The sequence below is a fragment of the Streptomyces sp. NPDC047869 genome, from assembly GCF_040704065.1.
Classification (GTDB): Bacteria; Actinomycetota; Actinomycetes; order Streptomycetales; family Streptomycetaceae; genus Streptomyces.
In genome coordinates this window covers 66234-88236 of the sequence record NZ_JBEYRK010000032.1, presented here as the reverse complement: position 1 = coordinate 88236, position 22003 = coordinate 66234, and the positions used below count along the sequence as shown (strand labels likewise).

The window sequence follows — 22003 nt, the reverse complement described above, 5'->3', positions numbered from 1 at the left end:
TCCTGTCACCCGTTCGCGCCATGTCCGTCGTCAGCGGGCGGTGCCGGACGTGGAGGTCCAGCCCTTCCGGTCCGCCGGACAGGAACTGCCGTCGGCCGGCAGGGAGCCGTACAGCAGGAAGTCGTCGACCTTGCGGTGCACGCACTTGGACGACGAGTAGCCGGTGTGCCCGTCGCCCCTGTTGTCCAGCACGACGGCCGCCGCGCCGAGCCGCCGGGCCGTCTCCTCGGTCCAGCGGTACGGCGTCGCCGGGTCGCCGCGCGTGCCGACCAGCAGCATCTTCGCCGTGTCGACGTTCTTCACCCGGTCCCGGATGAAGTCCGTGCCCCTGGGGCGGCCGTAGCACATGAGGAGCTGGGTGAGCTTGAACCGGCCGAAGACCGGTGAGGCCTGGTCGTAGGCGTTCCGCAGGTTCTTGAGGTCCTTGGCGAGCTGCGCGTCGGTGGGCCGGTCGGGGTCGTCCGCGCAGTTGATCGCCAGCAGTGCGGCCGGCAGGTTGTCGGCCGGGACGTCGCCGGAGTTCACGAGCCCGCCGTCCCGCTTGTCCACCGCCGGTCCCTGGGCCGGTCCCGGCCGACGGACGGGCGGGGTGAAGCCGCCGCCCGGCCAGAACGCGCCGGCGGAGAAGCTGAGCACGCCCCGGGTGTCGCCGTCGTCGACCAGCGAGGCGAGCGCCCGTTCCAGGGTGGGCCACAGCTCCTGGCTGTACAGGGCGGAACCGATGGCGCCCGCCAGGTCCTGCCCGGAGAAGGCGCCGCCGAAGTCGGTGGGCACCGGGTCCTGGTCGAGCGAGCGGATCAGACGGATCACCTGGCTCCCGGCCATGCGCCGGTCCCGCCCGAACGGACAGGCGATGTCCGTCGTGCACCAGTCCAGGAAGTCGTCCAGCGCCGTCTGCAGCCCCTCGGCGCTCGCGATCCCTTGTTCGGACAGGGATTCGGTCAGGGTGTCGACACCGTCCAGGGTCATGCGGCCGACCCGGTGCGGGAACTGTGCCGCGTACACCGCGCCGAGCCGCGTCCCGTAGGAGAAGCCCAGGTAGTTGAGCTTCTTGTCGCCGAGGGCCTGGCGTATGACGTCCAGGTCGCGGGCGGCGTCCACGGTGCCTATGTGCCGCAGCACCGGGCCGGAGTTCCGGGCGCACTGGTCGGCGGCCTGCCGCAACCGCTTCAGCAGGGGCTGGGGCCGGGTGATGTCGAGGTTCTGGCCGGTCGCCACCGAGGTCTGTTCGCCGCCCTCGCCGCAGCTGACGGGGGAGGACCGGCCGACGCCGCGCGGATCGAAGGTGACCACGTCGTAGCCGTTGGTCAGGTCCATGAACTGCTTGCCGCCCGACGCGAGCCCATGGACCCCGGAGCCGCCGGGGCCGCCGAAGTTCAGCAGCACCGAGCCCCGCGACCGGCCCGTGGCCCGGTAGCGGGCCAGCGCCACGTCGAGCGTGCCGGCGCCGGGGTGGGCGTAGTCGAGCGGGACGGTCACCTTCCCGCACTGCAGGTCTCCGGGCATGTCCGCGCCGTCGCAGGCCGTCCACGCGACCTTCTGCCCGTAGAAGCGGGACAGGCCGGGCCGCGGCTCGTCGCCCGCCGCGGCGGGCAGCCCGGACCCGAGCAGCGTCAGGGTCAGCGCGCCGGCGCCCGCACACTTCCGCACGGCGGGCCGGGTGGACAGCTTGGCCAGCATCGTTCGCCTCCCGGGGGCGCACCGACTGGGACCGGGCGGCGCCCTCGCCCACCATAAGCGGGGTCCGGAAGGGCCGCCTCCGGGCGAGCGGCACGGCTGTCGATGATCTATTATTCGCACTTTCTGTGATGATCGGTGACTATTCGAAACTTTACGTGCGACTCGAAAGATCATGTCGCTCAATGGGGTGAAAGACTGATACGCCATAACCCCGATGGTTCGTCTGCGTTCTATCCGGTGTGGGCAAGTGCCCGCGACGATGTCTAGAAAGCAGGGAAATCCATGAGACGGGCTACCCGAAACGGTGTGATCGCTGTCGTTGCCGCCTCTGGCGCGATGGCCGTGGCGATGCCTGTGTCCGCTGCGTTCGCGGCCGACGGGGCCTCCGCCGACGGTGCGGCGACCGGCTCGCCCGGGGTGATCTCCGGCAACGCCATCCAGGTTCCGGTGCACATCCCGCTGAACGTGTGCGGCAACACCGTGAACGTCGTGGGACTGCTCAACCCCGCGGCGGGCAACGCCTGCGAGAACGGCGGGCACGGGGGCAAGAAGGGCGGCTCGCACAAGGCCGGTTCCTCCTCGTCCCACGGCGGTGCGTCCGCGTACGGCGGCAGCAAGGACTCGCCCGGAGTGATCTCCGGCAACAGCATCCAGCTCCCCGTGCACGTGCCGGTGAACGTCACCGGCAACTCGGTGAACGTGGTGGGAGTGGGCAACCCCACGGAGGGCAACCGCTCCAGCAACCACCACTCGGACACGCCGGAGACCACCACGCCGGAGCCGGCCCGCACGACCCCGGTCAAGTCCCACCCGGCCCCGCACACCCGGCAGGCCGCTCCGGAGCCCTCCACGGCCACCCTGGCCCACACCGGCGCGGACATGATGGCACCGGCGGTCGCCGGCAGCGCGGCTCTGCTGCTCACCGGAACGGTCCTGTACCGCCGCTTCCGGCCGAGCCGCATGCGCTGACCCATCGGCGGTAAGGCCCCACCGGACGCCGGCCCGGTGGGGCTCACCGCTGTCCCGCCCCCAACAGCGAATGTCCGAAAGCCGGTTGGGCACCGCGTCACGGCCGGCCCCGGCATGGCGCGGCTCCGGGGTGATCGGGAAGGATGCCCGGTGCGCGGCCGAGCGCCGCGCCGTACGGCAGCCCGAACCTCACGGACAGTGGAGCGCACCGATGACCTCACCGGACCCGCAGGACCTCGTCGTCACCCAGGCCGCGCTCGCCGACTGGCCGGTGATCAGCGGGTGGGCGGCGGCCGAGGGCTGGAACCCCGGGCTGTCCGACGGGCCCGCTTTCTTCGCCCAGGACCCCGACGGCTTCTTCCTCGGCCGGATCGCCGGGGAACCCGTCTCGGCCATCTCCGTCGTCACCTACGGCTCCGGCTACGCCTTCCTCGGCTGCTACCTCGTCCGTCCGGACCTGCGCGGCCACGGCCACGGTCTGACCACCTGGAAGACCGCCCTGGCCCATGCCGGGAACCGCACCGTCGGCCTCGACGGAGTCGTCGCCCAGCAGGACAACTACCGCCAGTCCGGATTCGAACCCGCCCACCGCACCATCCGGTTCACCGGCGTCGCGCCCGGCACCGGATCATCCGCGGGCGTCCGCCCCGCGAGCCCCGCCGACCTGCCCGCCATCACCGCGTACGACGCCCTCTGCACGCCCGCCGACCGGCCCCGCTTCCTGGCCGAGTGGCTCACCGGCCCCGGCCACCGTGCCTTCGTCCGCCACGACGGCGACCGGCTCACCGGCTACGGAGTGATCCGCCCCGGACACGACACCCTGCGCGTCGGCCCCCTCTTCGCCGACACCGCGGACGACGCCCGGGCCCTGTTCGCCGCGCTCACCGCCGACGCCGCCGGCCGCGAGGTCGCCGTCGACGTGCCCGAGCCGAACACGGCCGCGGTCGCACTCGTCGAGGAGGCCGGCCTCAGCCCCTCGTTCGAGACCGCCCGCATGTACACCGGGCCGGTCCGCGCCCACGCCCAGGAGCGGGTGTTCGGCGTCACCACACTCGAACTGGGCTGACCGGCGGGGTGCCGGGCTGAGACGCCGATCGGCCTCGGCGAGCCCGGCCCGCAGGACCCCCCTGCGCGGCACACCGCCCCGCGCGACGCCCCCGCGGCACACCGGCCCCGCGCCGCTCAGCCTCGCCCGGCGTGGAAGCGGCGGTGGAGTTCGCGTACCTCGTCGGACAGTTCGGGTACCGGCCCCTCGACCGTCACCCCCGGGGCGACCTCGTGGACCGGCAGTGGCCTCACCGGGGGCGCGGGCACGCCCAGTTCGGTCAGCCAGGAGCCGAGCTGCTCGGACGAGGCGACGTACACGATGCGGCCGAGCCCCACCCAGGCGTGCGCGGCCGCGCACATGGGGCAGTGCTCGCCCGAGGTATAGACGGTCGCGGCCGCCCGTTCCCCGGGGGACATGTGGGCGGCCGACCAGCGGGCCAGTTCGAACTCCGGATGCCGGGTGCGATCCCCGGAGGCCACCCGGTTGTGGTCCTCCGCGAGCACCGTGCCGTCCGCCGCGACGAGCACCGACCCGAACGGCTCGTCACCGGACTGAAGCGCCTCGCGCGCGAGTTCCACACAGCGGCGCAGATGGCGCAGCTCGCTGTCCTTCACCATGTCCTCCGGACCTCCTCACCCGACAGCCCCCGGCGTCGCACGCTACGGGCCCCGTCGGCTCCCGGCGACCGGAAAACCCCGTTGCCCGGGAGGCGGAGCCGGTGCTGGAGTGGGGGCATGGATCTGGATCATGCCACGGTGCTCGCCCTGTACGACCGGGACATGCGTGAGGGCGCCCGCCCCGACGGGCCCGGGGCCCGGATCGAGCGGGCCGGTGCCGTGGTGCGCCAGACCGGCGACGCGCACGGCTGGAACGGGGTTCTCTGGTCCCGCCTGGACGAGGCGACGGCGGACCGGGTGATCGGCGAACAGATCGCCCACTTCACCGGGCTGGGCCTGGATTTCGAGTGGAAGCTGTACGCCCACGACCGGCCGGCGGACCTCGGCGCCCGCCTCACCGCGGCCGGCTTCCGGTCCGAGCCCGAGGAGACACTGCTGGTCGGTGAGACCGGCCGACTGGCCCTGGATCCCGGAACACCCGACGGGATCCGGATCGTCCCGGCCACCGACGCGGCGGGCGTCGAACTCGTCGTGAAGGTGCACGAGTCGGCCTTCGGCACCGACGGCACCCGATTGCGCCACCGCCTGCTGGCCCGGCTGGCCGCCGACCCCGGGACGGTCGTCGCCGTGGTGGCGCTCGCCGGGAACGAGCCGGTCGCCTCGGCCCGCATGGAACTGGTGCCCGGCGCCCGCTTCGCGGGCCTGTGGGGCGGCGGCACCGTCGAGGCCTGGCGGGGCCGGGGCGTCTACCGCGCCCTGGTCGCCCACCGGGCCCGTGTCGCCGCCGCCCGCGGCTGCCGCTACCTCCAGGTCGACGCCTCACCGATGAGCCGCCCGATCCTGGAACGCCTCGGCTTCCACGCGCTCGGCACCACGACGCCCTACCTGTACGGAGGCTGACCCTCCGCTCAGCGGCTGAACCTGGCCCGGTCCAGCGCGGCCACGCCCACGGCCGCCAGGGCGATCTGGATCAGCCACTCGATCCAGTCGGGCCCCTTGGTGTCCGCGACGCCGATACCTGCGGCGATCGCCGAGCCCACCAGCGCGGCCACGATGCCGACCACGAGGGTCCACAGGATGCCGATGTGCTGCCGCCCGGGTACGACGAGCCGGCCCAGCACACCGATGACGATGCCGATGACGATGGCACTGATGATGCCCGAAATCTCCATCTCGACCCCTCCGGTTCTCGCCCCCGCCGATGTGCCGTCTGCCCGCTGCCGCCGGATGCACGCAGGCGCTGTCATTGCCGGGACTTTCTGTTCACCCGGCCGTTATGCCATGTACCTTTCAATCGATCGACGCGTGTAGAACCCTCGTGCGTGCTCTACGCGCGCAGACCAGGCGCCCCCACCGCCTCTCCCCACTCCCACGGAGGTTCGCCCGGATGTTCGGATCGAGGAGATCCCCCCGCTCGCTCACCACCGCGCTGGCCGGAATCGGACTGCTCGTCACGGCCGCGGCCCTGCAGTTCGGCGCCGCCGCCCCCGCCCACGCGGCCACGACGCACCGGATCCTGTTCGACAACGCCCACGCCGAGACGGCGGGCAACGCGGACTGGATCATCTCCACCAGCCAGCCCGACCCGCTCGGCCAGGACTCCACCCCGTCCGCGGAGACCGACTGGACCGGCGCCCTGTCCTCCTGGGGCGTCTCCCTGCAGAAGGCCGGCGGCTACAGCCTGAAGACCCTGCCGTCCGGCTCCGGCCTGAGCTACGGCGGCTCGTCGGCCACCGACCTGTCCAACTTCGACACCCTGGTGCTGCCCGAGCCCAACACGCTGTTCACCACCGCCGAGAAGACGGCGATCATGAACTTCGTGAAGAACGGCGGCGGCCTGTTCATGATCTCCGACCACACCGGCGCCGACCGCAACAACGACGGCCAGGACGCGGTCGAGATTTTCAACGACCTGATGACCGGCAACAGCGTCGACTCCACCGACCCGTTCGGCTTCTCCATCGACTCGCTGAGCATCGGTTCGGACTACCCGTCGGCGATCAGCGACAGCACCGACCCGGTCCTGCACGGCTCGTTCGGCACGGTCAGCAAGAGCCTGATCGCCAGCGGCACGACGGCCACGCTCAAGCCCGCCGACAACTCGGGCGTCAAGGGCCTGCTCTACCGCACCGGTTACTCAGGCAACACCGGCGCCTTCTTCCTGACCAGCACGTTCGGCAGCGGCCGGGTCGCCTTCTGGGGTGACAGCTCGCCCATCGACGACGGCACCGGCCAGTCCGGGAACACCCTGTACGACGGCTGGAACGACACCGGCTCCACCAACGCGGCCCTCGCCCTCAACGCCACGGCCTGGCTGGCCGGTTCCGGCACCACGGGCGGCGGTGGCGGCACCGGCACCTGCACCGCCGCCCAGCTGCTCGGCAACAACGGCTTCGAGTCCGGCGCCACCACCTGGACCACCACCAGCGGCGTCATCAACAACGACTCCGGCGAGGCCGCCCGCACCGGCTCCTACAAGGCCTGGCTGAACGGCTACGGCGCCGCCCACACCGACACCCTCGCGCAGACGGTGACCGTCCCGGCCGGATGCACGAACGCCGTCCTGAGCTTCTACCTGCACGTCGACACCGCCGAGACGTCCACCGCCACGGCCTACGACACCCTCCGGGCGCAGATCCTCAACAGCGGCGGGACCGTTCTCTCCACCCTCGCCACCTACTCGAACCTGAACGCGGCGAGCGGCTACACCCGGCGCAGCTTCAGCCTCGCCGGCTACGCGGGCCAGACCGTCACGGTCCGGTTCACCGGCACCGAGGGCTCCAAGCTCCAGACGTCGTTCGTCGTCGACGACACCGCACTCGACGTCAGCTGAAACCCTGCCGGCCGAAACCCAGGGGCGGGCCCGTGGGCCCGCCCCCTCCGGTCAGCCGGCCGGCAGGGTCCGCTCCGGGGTGTTCCATCCCGACACCCGCACGTGCGGTGCCGAGCCGTGCAGATCGGCGGTCCGGTAGGTTGCGGTCAGCGTCACCGACTCGCCCGGCCAGAGACCGGCCTCGTTGTCCGACCACCGCACCGGCAGCACCGGCCGGCCCCGGTCGTCGACCAGATGCACGTCCGTGAACAGGGACGGCGTCCGCCCGCCCCCGGCGTGCCGCAGGGTCACCGTCGTCGTGGACGTGCCCCCGGACGACGTCGTCGTCGCCGTCGCGTCCACCGGCGCCTGGGCCATCGCGGCGAGCCCCTTGAGGTCGGCGTAGCGGCTGGTCGGCGTGTAGTACCAGTCGGTGTGCGCCCAGTCGAGCGTGTCCTGCGCCGTGGACAGCCAGTAGACGTTGCGGCTCACCTCCCGGCCGTCCTCGCCGGTCAGAGTCAGCCGGAGCAGATACGCGGAGGGCAGGCCGCTCACCGACGCGGGCAGGGTGAGGGCGGTGCGGCGCGCGCCGTCGCCGTCCACGGACAGCTCGCCGACGGACCTGTCGTACCGCTGCGTGCCGTCGGGGTCGAACAGGGTGGCCCGTGCGGTGAGCCGGCCCGCCGGACCGTGCCGGCCGTTCACGACCACGACCGAACGGTCGTCGTAGGAGTACTGGATGTGCAGCGGCTCGTTCGCCTTCTTCGCGCCGAAGTAGGCGCCGCCCTGGTCCAGGTAGCGGTCCGTCAGCTGCCAGTGCAGGGACGTCCAGCCGCTGTTGAACATCCAGTAGACCACCCCGGTGGCGGGCTTCTCCGCGTCCGTGGCGTTGCGCGCGTAGGCCTCGTACTGGGCGCGGACGTTCTCGTACTGGGCGAGCTGCGCCTTGCGGACGTAGTCGGACAGGTCCTTCGGTGCGCCGTAGCGGCCGGTGAGGGCGGCGTCGTAGATCTTCAGCGTGCCGAAGACGGACGAGGGGGAGCGGTGGTACTGCCGGGCGCCCGGATCCTTCCAGAGGGTGTCGAGCTCGGCCGGGGTCATCATCCGGCGCAGGGTGTCGAAGGTGGGGATGTCGGGGCCCGCGCTGGTCTCGGAGTTGAAGCCCGTGGCCCCGCCCTCGCGCTTGGCGTACCAGTAGCCGGGCGGGACCCAGTCGTACGGCCCGGTCATCTTCATCCCCGAACGGCCGAGCTGCGGTGAGGAGTTCTCGGAGGCGGCCGGGATCACCGGGTCGGGCCAGTCGGCGGCCTTCAGGGCGTCCAGGTAGTTCCGCTCGATCGTCGCGTCGGGGGCCGCGTCGCTGCCGATCAGGAACGAGATCACGCTCGGGTGGCCGCGCAGCCGGGCGGCCTCGGCGGCCATGGAGGCCTTGGCGACCCGGTGGTCCGCGTCGGTCCACTTCTCGCCGGAGCCGTCCTCGTTGACGTTCCCCTCCCACTTGTCGCAGCACTCCCAGCCGGGCAGGGTGAGCAGTCCGTAGCGGTCGGCGAGCTCGAAGAACTCGTCCGGTTCGATGTGGCCCTCCAGCCGGAGGGTGTTGAGCCCGAGGTCGAGCGCGTACTCCAGCCGGTCCGCCACATAGGTGCGGTCCCAGCGCAGGAACTCGTCCGGGGACCAGCCGCCGCCCTTGATCAGCAGCTTGCGGCCGTTGATCCGGTACTGGCGGGCGCCGTCGGCGTCGAGGGGGGCCTGGACGTCACGGACGCCGAAGGTCTCGTGGGCGGTGTCCGAGGCCGTACCCGCCACCGACGCGGTGAGGTCCAGGTCGTACAGGGGCTGCTCGCCCATGCCGGCCGGCCACCACACGCGGGGGGAGGCGAGGCGCAGACCGGGGACGTCGGCGGGGGAGAAGGTGACGGTCTTCGTCTCGTGCGGGGCGAGCGGCACGTCGCGGCTGAAGGCCGCCCCGGCGACCCGGCCGGTCACCTCGGCGGTGACCGCCTCGTCGGAGTCGTTGCGGGCCTGCGCCTTCACGGTCAGGTCGGCGGTGTCGAGGGACGGCAGGGCCAGCCGGGTCACCACGTGCGCGTCGCGCAGCGCCACCGGGCCGCCCCGGCGCACCAGGACGTCACGGACGATGCCCATGTTCCGGTCGGGCGGCGGCTGGAGCCAGTCGAGCCAGCCCATGGTGAGGTCGGCGTCCGGGTTGTTGGGCCGGACCCGGAACGCGACCGTGTTGGTGCCGGGCCGTACCAGCGAGGTGATGTCCAGCTCGTGCCGGGTGTAGGCGCCGGTCACGTCCGCCGCCGCGGCCACCGCGTGGCCGTTGACGTAGACGTCGGCCGCCGAGACGACCCCGCTGAAGTCCAGGTGGGTGCGGCGGCCGGTGTCCTCGACGGTGAAGTCGGACCGGTACCACCAGGGGACGTCGAAGTCCTTCCGCGGGATCTTCGCCAGGTTGGTGGAGTGGAAGGGATCGGCGTACACGCCGTCGGCGAGCAGGGCGGCCAGGACCGTCGACCGGGGGCCCGCCGGATGCCAGCCGGCGGTCGGATAGCCGGGGGAGGAGACGGCCGCCGCCGGGTCGCCCACCTTCGCCGTCGACTGAACGGCGTACCCGGCGAGCGGGGTGGCGGAGCCGGCCGCGGAGGGCACGCGGGTCACCGCGGCCCGCCGCTCGTGCGGTGCCGCGTCGCGATCCCGCGTCGCGGCCCGGGCACCGGTGGACAGCACGGCCAGCAGGCTCAGGAGTACGACTGCCGTGGCCGGCCGGCGTCCGGGGGCGGGGCGAGCGAACACGGCGGTCTCCAGCCTCGTGACGTAGGAGCCCAGTTAAGTCAGGAAACTTTACTAACCTGACTCGAGGAAGGGCGCGGCGCGGGCCGCGTCAACGACCGTAGGCCCCGCCCGCCTTGACGAGCGGTACGAACCGCTCGGCTGTCGCCCGTCCGGCGCCGTAGGGCCGCACAACTTCATCCGCCGGCCGGCCCGGCCGGGCGGACCGCCGCCGCGCACGCGGTCCGCACGCCCGTCGCGTCAGGAGTCCCCCCATGTCCGGTAGTCCGCCACCCACGGGTGGCTTCGTCCGCCGTGTCGGTCCATTCCAGGCCACGGCCATCAACATGAGCCAGATGTGCGGCATCGGCCCGTTCGTGACCATCCCGCTGATGGTGAGCGCGTTCGGCGGCCCCCAGGCGGTCGTCGGCTTCGTCGCGGGCGCCGTGCTGGCGCTGTGCGACGGGCTGGTCTGGGCCGAGCTGGGCGCCGCCATGCCCGGTTCGGGCGGCAGCTACGTCTACCTCCGCGAGGCCTTCCGGCACCGCACCGGCCGTCTGATGCCGTTCCTGTTCGTGTGGACGGCGATGCTCTTCATCCCGCTGATCATGTCCACCGGTGTGGTGGGCTTCGTCCAGTACCTCGGCTACCTCGCCCCCGGCCTCGGCGGGACCGCCGGCGACCTCGTCGGCCTCGGCGTCATCGCCCTGGTCGTGCTCCTGCTCCGGCGCGGCATCGAGCACATCGCCCGCATCGCCGCCGTGATGTGGACCGTGATGATCGCCTCGGTGCTCCTGGTGATCGCCGCCGCGGCCACCGCCTTCAGCCCGCACCTGGCCTTCACCTACCCGGCGCACGCCCTCGACGTCACCTCGGGCCACTTCTGGCCCGGCTTCGCCGCGGGCCTGACCATCGGCATCTACGACTACCTCGGCTACAACACCACCGCCTACCTGGGTGCCGAGATCAAGGACCCCGGCCGGACCCTGCCGCGCTCCATCGTCTTCTCGGTCCTCGGCATCATGACGATCTACCTGCTGCTGCAGATCGGCACCCTGGGCGTCGTCGACTGGCACCGCATGACCGACCCGCACGACATCGCCTCCACCTCCGTGGCCTCCGCCGTGCTGGAGCGGACCTGGGGCAGGGGAGCCGCGGTGACCGTCACGGTGCTGATCCTGGTCACGGCCTTCGCCTCGGTCTTCACCGGCCTGCTCGGCGGCTCCCGGGTGCCCTGCGACGCAGCCCGGGACGGGGTGTTCTTCCGGCCGTACGAGAGGCTGCACCCCGAACACCGGTTCCCGGCCCTGGGGCTCGCGACCATGGGCGTGATCACCGCGATCGGCTTCCTGATCGGCCGGCACACCGACCTCGCGACACTGATCCAGCTGCTCACCACGGTCATGGTGATCGTCCAGGCGCTGGCCCAGATCGTGGCCCTCACCGTCCTGAGGAGACGCCGGCCCACCATGCGCCGGCCCTACCGGATGTGGCTGTACCCGCTGCCCGCCGCCGTCGCCTTCACCGGCTGGTGCGTGATCTACGGGTACGCCGACGAGAACTCCCCGGGCCGCCACCCCGTCGAGTGGTCCCTGGCCTGGCTGGCCCTCGGCTGCGTCGCCTTCCTGATCTGGGCGCGGCTGGAGCGGGCGTGGCCCTTCGGGCCGAAGGAGACCCCGGAGGAGCGCACGGAGGGACAGCCGGTTCTGGAAGCGGGCTGAGCCCTGGCCGGCGGTGACGCCCCGCAGGGCATCGGGAGGCCGGTCCGCCCGGGCGGACCGGCCCCGGATTCTTCGTGTCCTTCACTTTCTTCGCCTGGTCCTCCTTCCACGCGTCCGTACTCAGGAGTCCTTCTCCCAACGGCCGGTCTCTCGGTGGCCGGCCTCTCTACGTTCGTGGGGCGCTCTTCTGCGCCGTACCGGCGCACATCAGGCCGAGGACCACGGCCAGCGCGCCGATGACGATGTTGTTCACGATCACGCCTGCGTCCGGGCCGCTGCCCACGATCCACGGAGCGATGATCATCCAGACACCCATGGCGCACATGGCCCAGCTCAGGCCGTACATCCGTGCCGGAGCCGTGGTGAAGCCCAGGGCCAGCAGCCCGATCGCGATGCCCATGATCAGGTTGTGCGTCGCGAGCGCCGGCTGGCTCGCCGTGTAGTGCAGGATCCACGGGGACGCCGCGCAGTACAGGCCGAGCAGGAAGACCGGCCCGTCCACGAGCGCCACGTCGCGGCCACCGAGCATGTGGGCGTACCGCGTCCGCATCTCGGATATGTCGGGGTGGGTCGCCATGTCACCCCTGTGCGAGACGTCGGCCATGTCCCGCCTCCTTCGTGAGTCGCTGGCCGACCGCGCCCGGACCGGGCGGGCGGTAAGCGCCGCTTCTTCGCATTCTGCTCTTCTTTCCCCCTTATGTGTAGGGCCTGAATGCGCGGAGCCCGGCGGCGGCCGCGCCTCAGTCCTCGCGGCCGCGGGCCCGCCTGAACCGGGTCAGGCCCTCGGACAGGTCGACGATCGGGTCCGGGTAGTCCAGCGCGGCCCGGTCCGGTTCCGCCAGCTTCCACGGCTCATGCACCAACGGGGCGCGCAGCGGCCCCAGTTCGGGTACCCAATGGTGGACGTAGGCCCCGTCGGGGTCGTACCGCTTGCCCTGGGTGACCGGGTTGAGCACGCGGTTGGGACGGGTGTCCGTGCCGGTACCCGCCATCCACTGCCAGTTGAGCTGGTTGTTGGCCACGTCCCCGTCGACGAGCAGATCGAGGAAGTGCCGGGCGCCCACCCGCCAGTCGACGTAGAGCGTCTTGGCCAGGAAGCTCGCGGCCAGCAGCCGGCCGCGGTTGTGCATCCAGCCCTCGTACCTGAGCTGACGCATCGCGGCGTCGACGATCGGATAGCCGGTACGCCCCTCCCGCCACGCCTCGATGTCCTCCCGGGCCGTCCGCTCGGTGCGCCAGCGGTCGTGCTTGGTGCGGTAGTCGGCACCCGAGGCGGCCGGCCGGGCCGCCAGCACCTGCCGGTGGAAGTCGCGCCAGGCGAGCTGCCGTACGAACGCCTCGGCGCCCGGTCCGCCCGCCCTGCGGGCGCGGTGCACCAGCTCCACGGGGGAGAGCGTGCCGAAGTGCAGGTGCGGGGAGAGCCGGCTGGTCGCGTCACCGGCCAGGTCGTCGTGCCGGTCCTCGTACCGCGCCACACCACGGCGCAGCCAGGCGGTGACCAGCTTGCGGCCGAGCACCTCCCCGCCCTCGGCGAGCCCCTCGGACACGCCCGCCAGCCCCGCGCGCGAGGGAAGCTCCTCGGAACCGACGCCCTGCGGCACCCGGACCGTGCGCGGCGGGCCGAGCGCATCGCGCAACCGCGCCTGCGACCACTGCCGGAAATACGGGGTGAACACCGCGAAGTGGTCCGAGGAGGCGGGCGTCACCGCGCCGGGCGTCAGCGCCGTGGTCACCGTGTCGTGGACGTGCAGCCGGCGCCCGTCGGCCTCCAGGGCCCGGCGCAGCCGCTCCTCCCGGCGGTGCGCGTAGGCGCTGACGTCGGCGGCCATGTGCACCTCGTCGGCGTCGGCCTCGGTGACCACCTTGCACACCTCCTCGACCAGGTCACCGGAGCGGAGCACCAGCCGGCCGCCCCGCTCGCGCAGACCCGCGTCCAGATCGCGCAGGCAGTCGGCGAGGAACGCCAGCCGGTTGGGCGCCGCGTATCCGGCCCGGTCCACTCCCCGGTCGCGCACGAAGAGCGGCACCACGTGCCGGGTGCCGTCCAGCGCCGCCCGCAGCGGCGGATGGTCGTGCAGGCGAAGGTCGGCGGTGAACAGGACGACCGAGACGTTCATGGTGCGGCTCCGGGGCGTCGGGCGGGAGAGCGGGCGCTGGACGGTGGTTGCTTCCGGTCCACGGCGCCCGGCGGATGCGGGGCGTCAGCGCGCTGCCGCCCGCTCCCTCCGGCGTGGGAGCGACGTGGTGGTGGCGGCCGCGCGGGCGATGTTGCGGGCCATGCCGCCGAAGACCACGGCGTGGAACGGGGAGACGCCCCACCAGTAGGCCTGGCCGAGCAGCCCGTGCGGATGGAACAGCGCGCGCTGCCGGTACCGGCAGCGTCCGGCGCCGTCGGGTTCCACGTACATCTCCAGCCACGCCAGCCCCGGCAGCCGCATCTCCGCCCGCAGCCGCAGCAGACGCCCGGACTCGATCTCCTCCACCCGCCAGAAGTCCAGCGAGTCCCCGACGCGCAGCCGCTGGGCGTCCCGGCGGCCGCGGCGCAGTCCGACCCCGCCCGCCAACCGGTCCAGCCAGCCGCGCAGCGCCCAGGCGAGCGGGAAGGAGTACCAGCCGTTCTCCCCGCCCACCCCCTCGACGACCCGCCACAGCGCCTCGGGCGGAGCGTCCACCACGATCTCCCGGACGTCCGTGTACAGGCTGCCGCCGGCCCAGTCGGGGTCGGTGGGCAGCGGGTCGCTCGGCGCTCCCGGTATCGCGGCGGACGTCCAGCGGGTGACCACCTGGGCGTCGCGGACCCGCTGCAGGGCCAGTCGTACGGCCTCGTCGAAGGGCAGCGGGCGCCCGGGCGGGTACGGCAGGTACCTCTCGATGTCGCGCTCATGGCAGACCACTTCGTGGCGCAGCGACTCCGTGAGCGGCCGGGCGATGGACGCGGGCACCGGTGTGACCAGACCGACCCAGTGGCTGGACAGCGTCGGGGTGAGGACCGGCACGGGCACGATGACCCGGCGCGGCAGCCCCGCCACCGCCGCGTAGCGGACCATCATCTCCCGGTAAGTGAGCACCTCGGGGCCGCCGATGTCGAAGGTGCGGTTCACGTCGGCGGGCAGATCCGCGCTGCCGACCAGGAGGCGCAGCACGTCCCGTACGGCTATGGGCTGGATACGGGTGTGCACCCAGCTCGGGGTGACCATGACGGGCAGCCGCTCGGTGAGATAACGCAGCATCTCGAACGAGGCCGAGCCGGAGCCGATGATCACGGCCGCGCGCAGCACCGCGGTGGGCACCCCGGAGTCCATCAGGATGCGGCCGACCTCGGCGCGGGACCGCAGGTGCGGGGAGAGCTCGTGCTCGGGCACGTCCTCGGGGGTGAGCCCGCCCAGGTAGACGATGCGTCGCACGCCGGCCGCCCGGGCCCGCTCGCCGAAGATCCGGGCCGCCTCGCGGTCGGTCTTCTCGAAGCCGTCACCGGTGCCGAGGGCGTGGACCAGGTAGTAGGCCACGTCGACGTCCCGCATGGCCTCCGCGACGGAGTCCGTGTCGGTGACGTCCCCGCGCGCCACCTCGATGTCGCCGGCCCAGGGGTGGTCGCGCAGCTTGCCGGGGGAGCGGGCGAGGCAGCGGACCCGGTGACCGGCGGCGAGGAGCTCCGGGACGAGCCGGCCGCCGATGTACCCCGTGCCGCCCGTCACCAGGCAGCGCTTCACGTCGTCGCCGTCCATCCGTCTCCGCCCTTCGTGCCGCTGACCGGGGTCCTGCCGAGTTCCCCTTGTGCATCTCTTCGACGCGCGCGTGCCGTGCGGATGCGGGACATCCCCGACGCGCCTGCCGTGCGGATGCGGGACATGACCGCGGCCGTCCCGGGCAGGCGGAGACTGCGGGCCGTGAACGGTCCGGGCCGGTCCCGACGCAGGAGGTGTGAGCCGCCATGAGCGCGAAGGTGCTGGAGCGATTCCCCGCGGGATCCCCGCGCGGATCGTGGCCCGCGGAGGAGTACGCGGCCGCGCGCCGCGCCCAGGGCGAGGCCGCCACCGTGGTGATGGACCTGAAGTCGGACGCCTTCCTCGTCGTGGTGCCGGGACAGGACGAGGACTGACCGCCCCGTCGGACGACGCGGCCGTCCCGGCGGGTGCCGCGCGAGAGGCCGTCAACTCCGTTTGACAGACTGCGGGTTCATGACACGAGAACCGCGGGATGTGGGTGCCTCCGTCACCCTGGGGCTGCTGGCCGCCTGGGCCGTGCACGACGCCGAGGAAGTGGTCATGGTGCCGCGCTGGGTGCGGACGCGGCTCCCGGAGCTGCGCGAGCGCTTCCCGGGCGTGCCGGAGACGGTGTGGCGGCGTCTCGGGGCGGTGGACGGCCGCGAGTTCACCACGGCCGTCGCCGTGATGGCCGTCGTGGTGGCGGCGGCCGCCGCCGAGGGCCGTCGCACCGGCGGCCGCTCCGCCCTCTATCAGACGGCGCTCGACGCCTTCGGCCTGCACGGTCTGGTGCACCTGGCCCAGGCGGCCGTGGTCCGGGGTTACACGCCGGGCTCGGTCACCACGCCGCTGGTGGTCCTTCCCTTCACCCTGTGGGCCCGTGGCCGTCTGCGCAGGTCCGGGGTCCTGCGCCCCGCCCGGCCGCTCGACGCCGTGCGGGGCCTGGCCTTCGCCGCGGCCGCCGCGACGGGCACCCACGTCCTGGCCCGGCGACTCGTGACCCGCCGCGGCTGAGCGTGCCCGCGCTCCACAACCCGGTGACCGGCGGGACACCGCGTGCGAGACTCCGCCGATGACCCACGAAACGATCACCGCGGCCGCCTCCGGCACCGTCCGTCTCGGCGACCTGCCCGTCCACCGCATCGGCCTCGGTGCCATGCGGCTGACGGGCAGCGCCGCCTTCCACCTCGGCACCCCGAGCGACCGGGAGCGCTCCCTCGCCGTGCTGCGCGGAGCCGTCGAACTCGGTGTGAACCACATCGACACGGCGGCCTTCTACTTCTCGTCCCTGCGCTCCGCCAACGAACTGATCAACAGCGCGCTCTCCCCGTACCCCGACGACCTGGTCATCGTCACCAAGGTCGGCCCCCACCGCGACGAGCAGGGCGAGTGGGGCGCCGCGGCCCGCCCCGACGAGCTGCGCGGGCACGTGGAGGAGAACCTGCGCCAGCTCGGCCGTGACCACCTCGACGTCGTCAACTACCGCCGCCAGAGCCAGGACTCGATAGCCGAGCACTTCGGCGCCCTCGCCGAGCTGCGGGAGGCCGGGCTGATCCGGCACCTCGGCGTCTCCGGCGTCGAACCGCGGCACCTCGCCGAGGCCCTGGAGACCGCGCCGGTGGTGTGCGTGCAGAACCGGTACGCGGTGGACCGGCCCGACCCCGTCGGCGACGAGATGCTGCGCCTGTGCGGCGAGCACGGCATCGCCTTCGTCCCCTTCTACGCCGTCGCCGGTGACGCGGCGGAGCACGGGGCGACCACCGCCCACGACGAGGCGGTCCTCTCCGCCGCCCGGGCGCACGGCGTGAGCGCCGCCCAGATCCGCATCGCCTGGACCCTGCACCAGGGCCCGCACGTCCTCGCCATCCCCGGCACCGGCGATCCCGCCCACCTCGTGCAGAACGTCGCCGCCGGCGCGCTGCGGCTCACCGGCGAGGAGCTCGCCCGGCTGGATGAGGCCCGCTCCCGGACCCGCTGACCGCCGGACCGGCCACACGTGCCGACGGCCGCCACCCGGGGCGGTGCCCGGCGGCGCGGGCACCGGACGGACGGGCACGGTCCACCGGACCGACTACACTGGCGTAGCCGGTCCGGTGGACCGTGGACGAGGACGGGGTGAGGAACGATCCGATGACCGACGCCAGGGACGCGCGCAGGCCGGCCGGCGAACTCGAAGCGAGCGTGATGGCCGCCCTGTGGGCCGCCGGCACGCCCCAGACGCCCGGCGAGGTCCAGCTCGGCCTCGGTGGCGGCCTCGCCCGTACGACGGTCACGACGATCCTGACCCGGCTGCACGACAAGGGCATCGTCGGGCGGCGGCGCCAGGGGCGCGGCTACGCCTACTTCCCGGTCCAGGACGCCCAGGGTCTGACCGCCCGCCGGATGCACACCGAACTCGACCGGGACGCCGACCGCGAGACCGTCCTCGCCCGCTTCGTCGCCCAGCTCAGCCCCGGCGACGAACGCATCCTGCGGGACCTGCTGGAGCCCGGCGACCAATGACCGCCCTGCTCCTGCTGCCGCTGCTGCTGCCGTTCGCCCTGCCGGCCCTGGCCCGCCGGGCGCTCGACCGGCTGGCCCCGGTCGCCGCGCTGTGGGCGGTCACCGCGTGCGCGGTCGTCCTGGCGGGCTGCTCGCTGGGCGCGCTCGGCGTCTTCCTGCTGACGGGTCTGCTCAAGCTGCCGCTGTTCGCCGCGCTCGGTGAGCTGATCCATCCCCTGCGCACCGCCTCGGACCTCGTGGTCCTGCCCGCCGCCGCGGTCTCCGTCGGAGCCCTCGCGGTGTGCGCCGCGACCCTGGCCCGCTCCGTCCTGCGCCAGGCCCGTGCCTTGCGGACCGCCCGCACGGAGGCCGGGCGGGGGCCCGCCGCGGGCGACCTGTGCGTGGTGGACTCCGTCCGCCCGGACGCCTACGCCCTGCCCGGCCGACCGCACCGGATCGTCGTCACCACCGCCATGCTGCGCTGTCTCGACGCCCCGGAGCGTGAGGCGCTGTTCGCGCACGAGCGGGCGCACAACGAGGGCGGCCACCACTACTTCCTCGCCGCCGCCGAACTCGCGGCGCACTGCCACCCCGCCCTCCGCCCGGTCCGCGACAGCGTCCGGCTCGCCGCCGAGCGCGCCGCCGACGAGGCCGCCGCCGCCCGGGTCGGGGACCGCCGCCTGACGGCCCGTGCCATCGCCCGCGCCGCCCTCGCGGCCCAGGGCGACCACTCCGGACGGCCCGCCTTCGCCGCCGCCGCGACGGACGGCCCGGTCCCGCACCGGGTCCGCGCCCTGCTGGCCGGCGCCCGCGATCCCCGCCGGGCCGGCCGCCCGATCGCCGTACTGCTCCTCGTCTGCGCCGCCGTCTCCTGCGTGGCCTCGGCGGCCGGCCTGGCCGACGTCCACCACCGGGTCGAGATCGCCCAGGGCGATCAGAGCCCGTAACCGGACCGCCGGACCGCCGGACCGCCGGTGGTCCACGAGCCCGCGTCCACCCACCTGTGCGTCACCTTGGCGACGGTGACTGGCGCTCGCGGGGTTTTACGTATAACCTCACCCGCCAGTCCACCCCCACCGGAAGGCCCCGATGCGACACGTTGCCCTGGTCACCCTTGTCGTGGACGACTACGACGAGGCCATCCGCTTCTACACCGGCCCCCTCGGTTTCCGGCTGGCCGAGGACGAGCCCCGGCCGGACGGTTCCCGCTGGGTCGTCGTGGAGCCGGACGCGCTGGGTGGGGTCGCGGCGGGCCACGGCACCGGACTGCTGCTCGCCCGGGCCAAGGACGAGGAGCAGCGCGCCCGGGTGGGGGACCAGACCGGCGGCCGCGTCGGGTTCTTCCTGCACACCGACGACTTCGCCCGAGACCACGCCCGGATGGCCGCCGCCGGCGTGACCTTCCTGGAGGAGCCGCGGCAGGAGCCGTACGGCACGGTCGCCGTCTTCCGGGACCTGTACGGCAACCGCTGGGACCTGCTCCAGCCCGCCGGCTGACACCCCTCCTCCCGCCACCCCGAACCACCCGCCCAAGGAAAGAACGCCATGACCGCTACGCGCGTAGACACCGACGTCGTCCGCCGCCTGCCCAAGGCCGTCCTGCATGACCACCTCGACGGCGGCCTGCGCCCCGCCACCGTCGTGGACCTCGCCGCCGCGGTCGGCCACACCCTGCCCACCACCGACGCCGACGAGCTGGCCGCCTGGTACTTCGAGGCCGCCAACTCCGGCGACCTGGTCCGCTACATAGCCACCTTCGAGCACACCCTCGCCGTCATGCAGAACCGCGAGGGCCTGCTGCGGGTCGCCGAGGAGTACGTCCTCGACCTCGCCGCCGACGGTGTCGTCTACGCCGAGGTGCGCTACGCCCCCGAGCTGAACACCAGGGGCGGGCTGTCGATGCGCGAGGTCGTGGAGACGGTCCAGGAGGGCCTCGCCGCCGGTATGGCCAAGGCGGCCGCCGCCGGCACCCCGGTGCGCGTCGGCACCCTGCTCTGCGGCATGCGGATGTTCGAGCGGGTCCGCGAGGCCGCCGACCTGGCCGTCGCCTACCGCGACGCGGGCGTCGTCGGCTTCGACATCGCCGGCGCCGAGGACGGCTTCCCGCCCGCCGACCACCTGGCCGCCTTCGAGCACCTGCGCCGCGAGAACGTGCCGTTCACCATCCACGCCGGCGAGGCGCACGGCCTGCCCAGCATCCACCAGGCCCTGCAGGTGTGCGGCGCCCAGCGCATCGGCCACGGTGTGCGCATCACAGAGGACATCGTGGACGGCAAGCTCGGCCGGCTGGCCGGCTGGGTGCGCGACCGCCGCGTCCCGCTGGAGATGTGCCCGACGTCCAACCTCCAGACCGGCTGCGCCGACTCGATCGCGGGGCACCCCATCACCGCGCTGAAGGACCTCGGCTTCCGGGTCACCCTCAACACCGACAACCGTCTGGTGTCGGGCACGACGATGACCCGGGAGATGTCCCTGCTGGTCGAGGAGGCCGGCTGGACGGTGGAGGACCTGCGCACGGTCACCGTGAACGCCGTCAAGAGCGCGTTCATCCCGTTCGACGAGCGCAGGGCGCTCCTCGAGGACGTGGTCCTGCCGGGTTACGCGGCCGCGCTCTGAGCGAGCCCCCGCAGGTAGGCGGCCTGTCCGACGTGCTGGAGATCGTCGGACAGGACGCTCACCAGGCGCGCGCCCAGCGTGACCGGCGGGTCCCAGCGCTCATCCACGATCCGTTCCAGGTCCTTGGCGGCGAGGCCGCGCAGGGCGCCCAGGGTCTGTTCGTGCACGGCGTCGTGGTACCCGGTGAGCAGCTCCGCCGACTCGACGCGCACCTTGGCGACCTCCTCCGGGCTGTGCCCGTAACCGGTGTCGTGGCGGGGCAGGTCCAGGCCGAAGCGCTTCTCCCAGCCCTGGGACAGCCAGACCTGGTCGAGGCCGAAGGCGTCGGCGACGTGGTCGTCCTGCACCCGGGTGAGGTGCCAGACGAGCCAGGCGGCGGAGTTGGCGCCGGGCGCCGGACGGAAGTGCAGCTCGTCGGGTCCCAGGCCCTGGAGGGCGGCGTGGACTTCTTCCTGGATGCGGCCGTAGCCGTCGATGAGGATGTCCTTGGCATGCATGACGTCCACCATCGCGCATCGCGCCCGCCCACGCGTCCGCAACCGCTCGCCCGGCCGAGCCGTCGCCGGGCCTGCCACCCGGCCCACCGGGCGGTTCCCGTCAGGGAGTCACGCCGTCCGTCTCCAGGAGCGTGACGAGGGCGCGGGCCGCGGGACTGGTGGCGCGCTCCGGGGGCAGCAGGGCGACGGTCTCGTACTCCGCCTCGACCGCCCCCTTCACCGGCAGCGCCGTCAGCGAGGGGCGCTTGTGCCGGAAGTGCCGCGGCACCACGGCGATGCCGAGGTTCTCGTCGACCAGGTCCAGCAGGCTGTGCACGTCGTTGACCTCCAGCGCGACCGTGCGCCGGACACCGGCCGCGGTGAAGGCGGCGTCGGTGGTGCGGCGCGGGCCCCAGTCCGGGTGGAAGTCCACGAACACCTCGCCGGCCAGATCGTCCGGCGCGAGCACCGAGCCGGCCCCGGCGAGCCGGTGGCTCGGATGGCACAGCACCGTCATCGGCTCGCTGGTCAGCGAAACCGAGCGGAGCTGGTCGGTGTCCGCCTGGGTGCGGTAGGCGAAGGCCAGGTCCAGCCGCCCGGCGGCCACCTCCTCGGCCAGTGCCCCCGAGCCGGCCTGCCGCAGCCGGATCTCCACGTCCGGGTGGCGGCGCCGGAAGGCCGCCAGCAGCCCCGCCACATGCACCCCGGCGATGCACTGCTCGGTGCCCAGCGCCAGCGTGCCGCGCAGCACGCCCTGCACCGCGGCCACCGCCTCGTGCGCCGAGCGCACGTGCGCCAGGATCCGCTCCGCCTCCACCAGCAGCGCCCGCCCCGCCTCGGTGAGCGTCACCCGACGGGTGGTCCGCACGAACAGCGGCGCCCGCAACTCCCGCTCCAGCGCCCGGATCGAGGCCGACAGGCCGGACTGGGACACCATGAGGCGCTCGGCGGCCCGGGTGAAGTGCTGGTCCTCGGCGACCGCGACGAAGTGCTGGAGGTGGCGCAGTTCCATGATTGAGAACCCTATCCGCTGAATACCATCGGATTCTCCTGTTGGACCGCTGACCGTCGGCCGGTGAAGAGTGGAACCGGTAGATCTTGTGC

Annotated in this window: 21 protein-coding genes; 12 read left to right on the top strand and 9 right to left on the bottom strand. The window is 73.2% G+C overall.

The features are described 5' to 3' along the window. Positions 1 to 30: 30 nt before the first annotated feature. Complete coding sequence (locus AB0924_RS31245) at positions 31 to 1680, bottom strand: alpha/beta hydrolase (protein WP_366913164.1); 1650 nt, start codon at positions 1678 to 1680, stop codon at positions 31 to 33. A 282-nt stretch (positions 1681 to 1962) separates the two neighbouring features. Between AB0924_RS31245 and AB0924_RS31240 the strand changes: the two genes are divergently transcribed. Continuing rightward, complete coding sequence (locus AB0924_RS31240; RefSeq protein WP_366913163.1) at positions 1963 to 2649, top strand: chaplin; 687 nt, start codon at positions 1963 to 1965, stop codon at positions 2647 to 2649. A 211-nt stretch (positions 2650 to 2860) separates the two neighbouring features. After that, positions 2861 to 3715: a GNAT family N-acetyltransferase gene (locus tag AB0924_RS31235; RefSeq protein WP_358934315.1), complete on the top strand. Its 855-nt coding sequence runs from the start codon at positions 2861 to 2863 to the stop codon at positions 3713 to 3715. A gap of 116 nt (positions 3716 to 3831) precedes the next feature. On the opposite strand, the gene AB0924_RS31230 is transcribed toward AB0924_RS31235, so the two are convergent. Next, positions 3832 to 4314, bottom strand: a complete 483-nt coding sequence (locus tag AB0924_RS31230) for a nucleoside deaminase (RefSeq protein WP_358934317.1) — start codon at positions 4312 to 4314, stop codon at positions 3832 to 3834. 123 nt (positions 4315 to 4437) lie between these two features. Between AB0924_RS31230 and AB0924_RS31225 the strand changes: the two genes are divergently transcribed. Continuing rightward, positions 4438 to 5214 (top strand): GNAT family N-acetyltransferase, encoded by a 777-nt coding sequence (locus AB0924_RS31225; RefSeq protein WP_358934424.1) that lies wholly within the window; start codon positions 4438 to 4440, stop codon positions 5212 to 5214. An 8-nt stretch (positions 5215 to 5222) separates the two neighbouring features. On the opposite strand, the gene AB0924_RS31220 is transcribed toward AB0924_RS31225, so the two are convergent. Further along, a complete protein-coding gene (locus tag AB0924_RS31220) occupies positions 5223 to 5486 on the bottom strand; it encodes a GlsB/YeaQ/YmgE family stress response membrane protein (RefSeq protein WP_358934319.1) in 264 nt (87 codons plus the stop codon). Positions 5487 to 5701: 215 nt separating this feature from the next. Here AB0924_RS31220 and AB0924_RS31215 point away from each other — a divergent pair, with 215 nt between their 5' ends. Beyond that, positions 5702 to 7147, top strand: coding sequence for a hydrolase (locus tag AB0924_RS31215; protein ID WP_366913162.1), 1446 nt, complete (start codon positions 5702 to 5704; stop codon positions 7145 to 7147). Between the two features lie 51 nt (positions 7148 to 7198). On the opposite strand, the gene AB0924_RS31210 is transcribed toward AB0924_RS31215, so the two are convergent. After that, positions 7199 to 9925, bottom strand: coding sequence for a sugar-binding domain-containing protein (locus tag AB0924_RS31210; RefSeq protein ID WP_366913161.1), 2727 nt, complete (start codon positions 9923 to 9925; stop codon positions 7199 to 7201). Between the two features lie 251 nt (positions 9926 to 10176). Here AB0924_RS31210 and AB0924_RS31205 point away from each other — a divergent pair, with 251 nt between their 5' ends. Next, positions 10177 to 11622, top strand: coding sequence for an APC family permease (locus AB0924_RS31205; RefSeq protein ID WP_366913160.1), 1446 nt, complete (start codon positions 10177 to 10179; stop codon positions 11620 to 11622). A 166-nt stretch (positions 11623 to 11788) separates the two neighbouring features. On the opposite strand, the gene AB0924_RS31200 is transcribed toward AB0924_RS31205, so the two are convergent. From AB0924_RS31200 to AB0924_RS31190, 3 genes are all read right to left on the bottom strand, one after another. Further along, complete coding sequence (locus tag AB0924_RS31200; RefSeq protein ID WP_358934327.1) at positions 11789 to 12226, bottom strand: SPW repeat protein; 438 nt, start codon at positions 12224 to 12226, stop codon at positions 11789 to 11791. Between the two features lie 136 nt (positions 12227 to 12362). Then, on the bottom strand, positions 12363 to 13739 hold the full coding sequence (locus AB0924_RS31195) for a deoxyribodipyrimidine photo-lyase (protein WP_366913159.1): 1377 nt from the start codon (positions 13737 to 13739) through the stop codon (positions 12363 to 12365). A gap of 84 nt (positions 13740 to 13823) precedes the next feature. Then, a complete protein-coding gene (locus AB0924_RS31190) occupies positions 13824 to 15347 on the bottom strand; it encodes an SDR family oxidoreductase (protein ID WP_366913158.1) in 1524 nt (507 codons plus the stop codon). Positions 15348 to 15553: 206 nt separating this feature from the next. On the opposite strand from AB0924_RS31190, the gene AB0924_RS31185 reads away from it, so the two are divergent. The 7 genes from AB0924_RS31185 (at position 15554) to AB0924_RS31155 (ending at position 20423) form a co-directional block, all read left to right on the top strand. Next, on the top strand, positions 15554 to 15721 hold the full coding sequence (locus AB0924_RS31185; RefSeq protein WP_358934332.1) for a hypothetical protein: 168 nt from the start codon (positions 15554 to 15556) through the stop codon (positions 15719 to 15721). A gap of 79 nt (positions 15722 to 15800) precedes the next feature. After that, on the top strand, positions 15801 to 16340 hold the full coding sequence (locus tag AB0924_RS31180) for an HXXEE domain-containing protein (protein WP_366913157.1): 540 nt from the start codon (positions 15801 to 15803) through the stop codon (positions 16338 to 16340). Positions 16341 to 16398: 58 nt separating this feature from the next. Then, entirely contained in the window at positions 16399 to 17304 is a 906-nt protein-coding gene (locus AB0924_RS31175) for an aldo/keto reductase (protein ID WP_358934336.1), read from the top strand. A 152-nt stretch (positions 17305 to 17456) separates the two neighbouring features. Continuing rightward, positions 17457 to 17828 (top strand): BlaI/MecI/CopY family transcriptional regulator, encoded by a 372-nt coding sequence (locus AB0924_RS31170; RefSeq protein WP_358934338.1) that lies wholly within the window; start codon positions 17457 to 17459, stop codon positions 17826 to 17828. Continuing rightward, positions 17825 to 18754, top strand: a complete 930-nt coding sequence (locus tag AB0924_RS31165) for a M48 family metalloprotease (protein WP_366913156.1) — start codon at positions 17825 to 17827, stop codon at positions 18752 to 18754. Before AB0924_RS31170 ends, AB0924_RS31165 begins: the two co-directional genes overlap by 4 nt. 142 nt (positions 18755 to 18896) lie before the next feature. Next, positions 18897 to 19304 carry a VOC family protein gene (locus AB0924_RS31160; protein WP_366913155.1) on the top strand — a complete coding sequence of 136 codons (408 nt, stop codon included), beginning with the start codon at positions 18897 to 18899 and terminating at the stop codon, positions 19302 to 19304. A gap of 48 nt (positions 19305 to 19352) precedes the next feature. After that, the gene (locus AB0924_RS31155) at positions 19353 to 20423 is read left to right on the top strand and encodes an adenosine deaminase (protein ID WP_366913154.1); all 1071 of its coding nucleotides are present in this window, start codon (positions 19353 to 19355) and stop codon (positions 20421 to 20423) included. Here the strand turns inward: AB0924_RS31155 and AB0924_RS31150 are convergent. Both AB0924_RS31150 and AB0924_RS31145 read right to left on the bottom strand, forming a co-directional pair. Continuing rightward, positions 20405 to 20920: a DUF664 domain-containing protein gene (locus AB0924_RS31150; protein ID WP_366913152.1), complete on the bottom strand. Its 516-nt coding sequence runs from the start codon at positions 20918 to 20920 to the stop codon at positions 20405 to 20407. The genes AB0924_RS31155 and AB0924_RS31150 overlap by 19 nt on opposite strands. Before the next feature lie 100 nt (positions 20921 to 21020). Then, complete coding sequence (locus tag AB0924_RS31145) at positions 21021 to 21911, bottom strand: LysR substrate-binding domain-containing protein (protein WP_358934348.1); 891 nt, start codon at positions 21909 to 21911, stop codon at positions 21021 to 21023. Positions 21912 to 22003: the final 92 nt, after the last annotated feature.

Coding starts and splice junctions, on each gene's coding strand:
- AB0924_RS31245 (WP_366913164.1), bottom strand. CDS start 1,680: ATGCTGGCCAAGCTGTCCACCCGGCCCGCCGTGCGGAAGTGTGCGGGC.
- AB0924_RS31240 (WP_366913163.1), top strand. CDS start 1,963: ATGAGACGGGCTACCCGAAACGGTGTGATCGCTGTCGTTGCCGCCTCT.
- AB0924_RS31235 (WP_358934315.1), top strand. CDS start 2,861: ATGACCTCACCGGACCCGCAGGACCTCGTCGTCACCCAGGCCGCGCTC.
- AB0924_RS31230 (WP_358934317.1), bottom strand. CDS start 4,314: ATGGTGAAGGACAGCGAGCTGCGCCATCTGCGCCGCTGTGTGGAACTC.
- AB0924_RS31220 (WP_358934319.1), bottom strand. CDS start 5,486: ATGGAGATTTCGGGCATCATCAGTGCCATCGTCATCGGCATCGTCATC.
- AB0924_RS31215 (WP_366913162.1), top strand. CDS start 5,702: ATGTTCGGATCGAGGAGATCCCCCCGCTCGCTCACCACCGCGCTGGCC.
- AB0924_RS31205 (WP_366913160.1), top strand. CDS start 10,177: ATGTCCGGTAGTCCGCCACCCACGGGTGGCTTCGTCCGCCGTGTCGGT.
- AB0924_RS31200 (WP_358934327.1), bottom strand. CDS start 12,226: ATGGCCGACGTCTCGCACAGGGGTGACATGGCGACCCACCCCGACATA.
- AB0924_RS31195 (WP_366913159.1), bottom strand. CDS start 13,739: ATGAACGTCTCGGTCGTCCTGTTCACCGCCGACCTTCGCCTGCACGAC.
- AB0924_RS31190 (WP_366913158.1), bottom strand. CDS start 15,347: ATGGACGGCGACGACGTGAAGCGCTGCCTGGTGACGGGCGGCACGGGG.
- AB0924_RS31185 (WP_358934332.1), top strand. CDS start 15,554: ATGAGCGCGAAGGTGCTGGAGCGATTCCCCGCGGGATCCCCGCGCGGA.
- AB0924_RS31180 (WP_366913157.1), top strand. CDS start 15,801: ATGACACGAGAACCGCGGGATGTGGGTGCCTCCGTCACCCTGGGGCTG.
- AB0924_RS31175 (WP_358934336.1), top strand. CDS start 16,399: ATGACCCACGAAACGATCACCGCGGCCGCCTCCGGCACCGTCCGTCTC.
- AB0924_RS31170 (WP_358934338.1), top strand. CDS start 17,457: ATGACCGACGCCAGGGACGCGCGCAGGCCGGCCGGCGAACTCGAAGCG.
- AB0924_RS31165 (WP_366913156.1), top strand. CDS start 17,825: ATGACCGCCCTGCTCCTGCTGCCGCTGCTGCTGCCGTTCGCCCTGCCG.
- AB0924_RS31160 (WP_366913155.1), top strand. CDS start 18,897: ATGCGACACGTTGCCCTGGTCACCCTTGTCGTGGACGACTACGACGAG.
- AB0924_RS31155 (WP_366913154.1), top strand. CDS start 19,353: ATGACCGCTACGCGCGTAGACACCGACGTCGTCCGCCGCCTGCCCAAG.
- AB0924_RS31150 (WP_366913152.1), bottom strand. CDS start 20,920: ATGCATGCCAAGGACATCCTCATCGACGGCTACGGCCGCATCCAGGAA.
- AB0924_RS31145 (WP_358934348.1), bottom strand. CDS start 21,911: ATGGAACTGCGCCACCTCCAGCACTTCGTCGCGGTCGCCGAGGACCAG.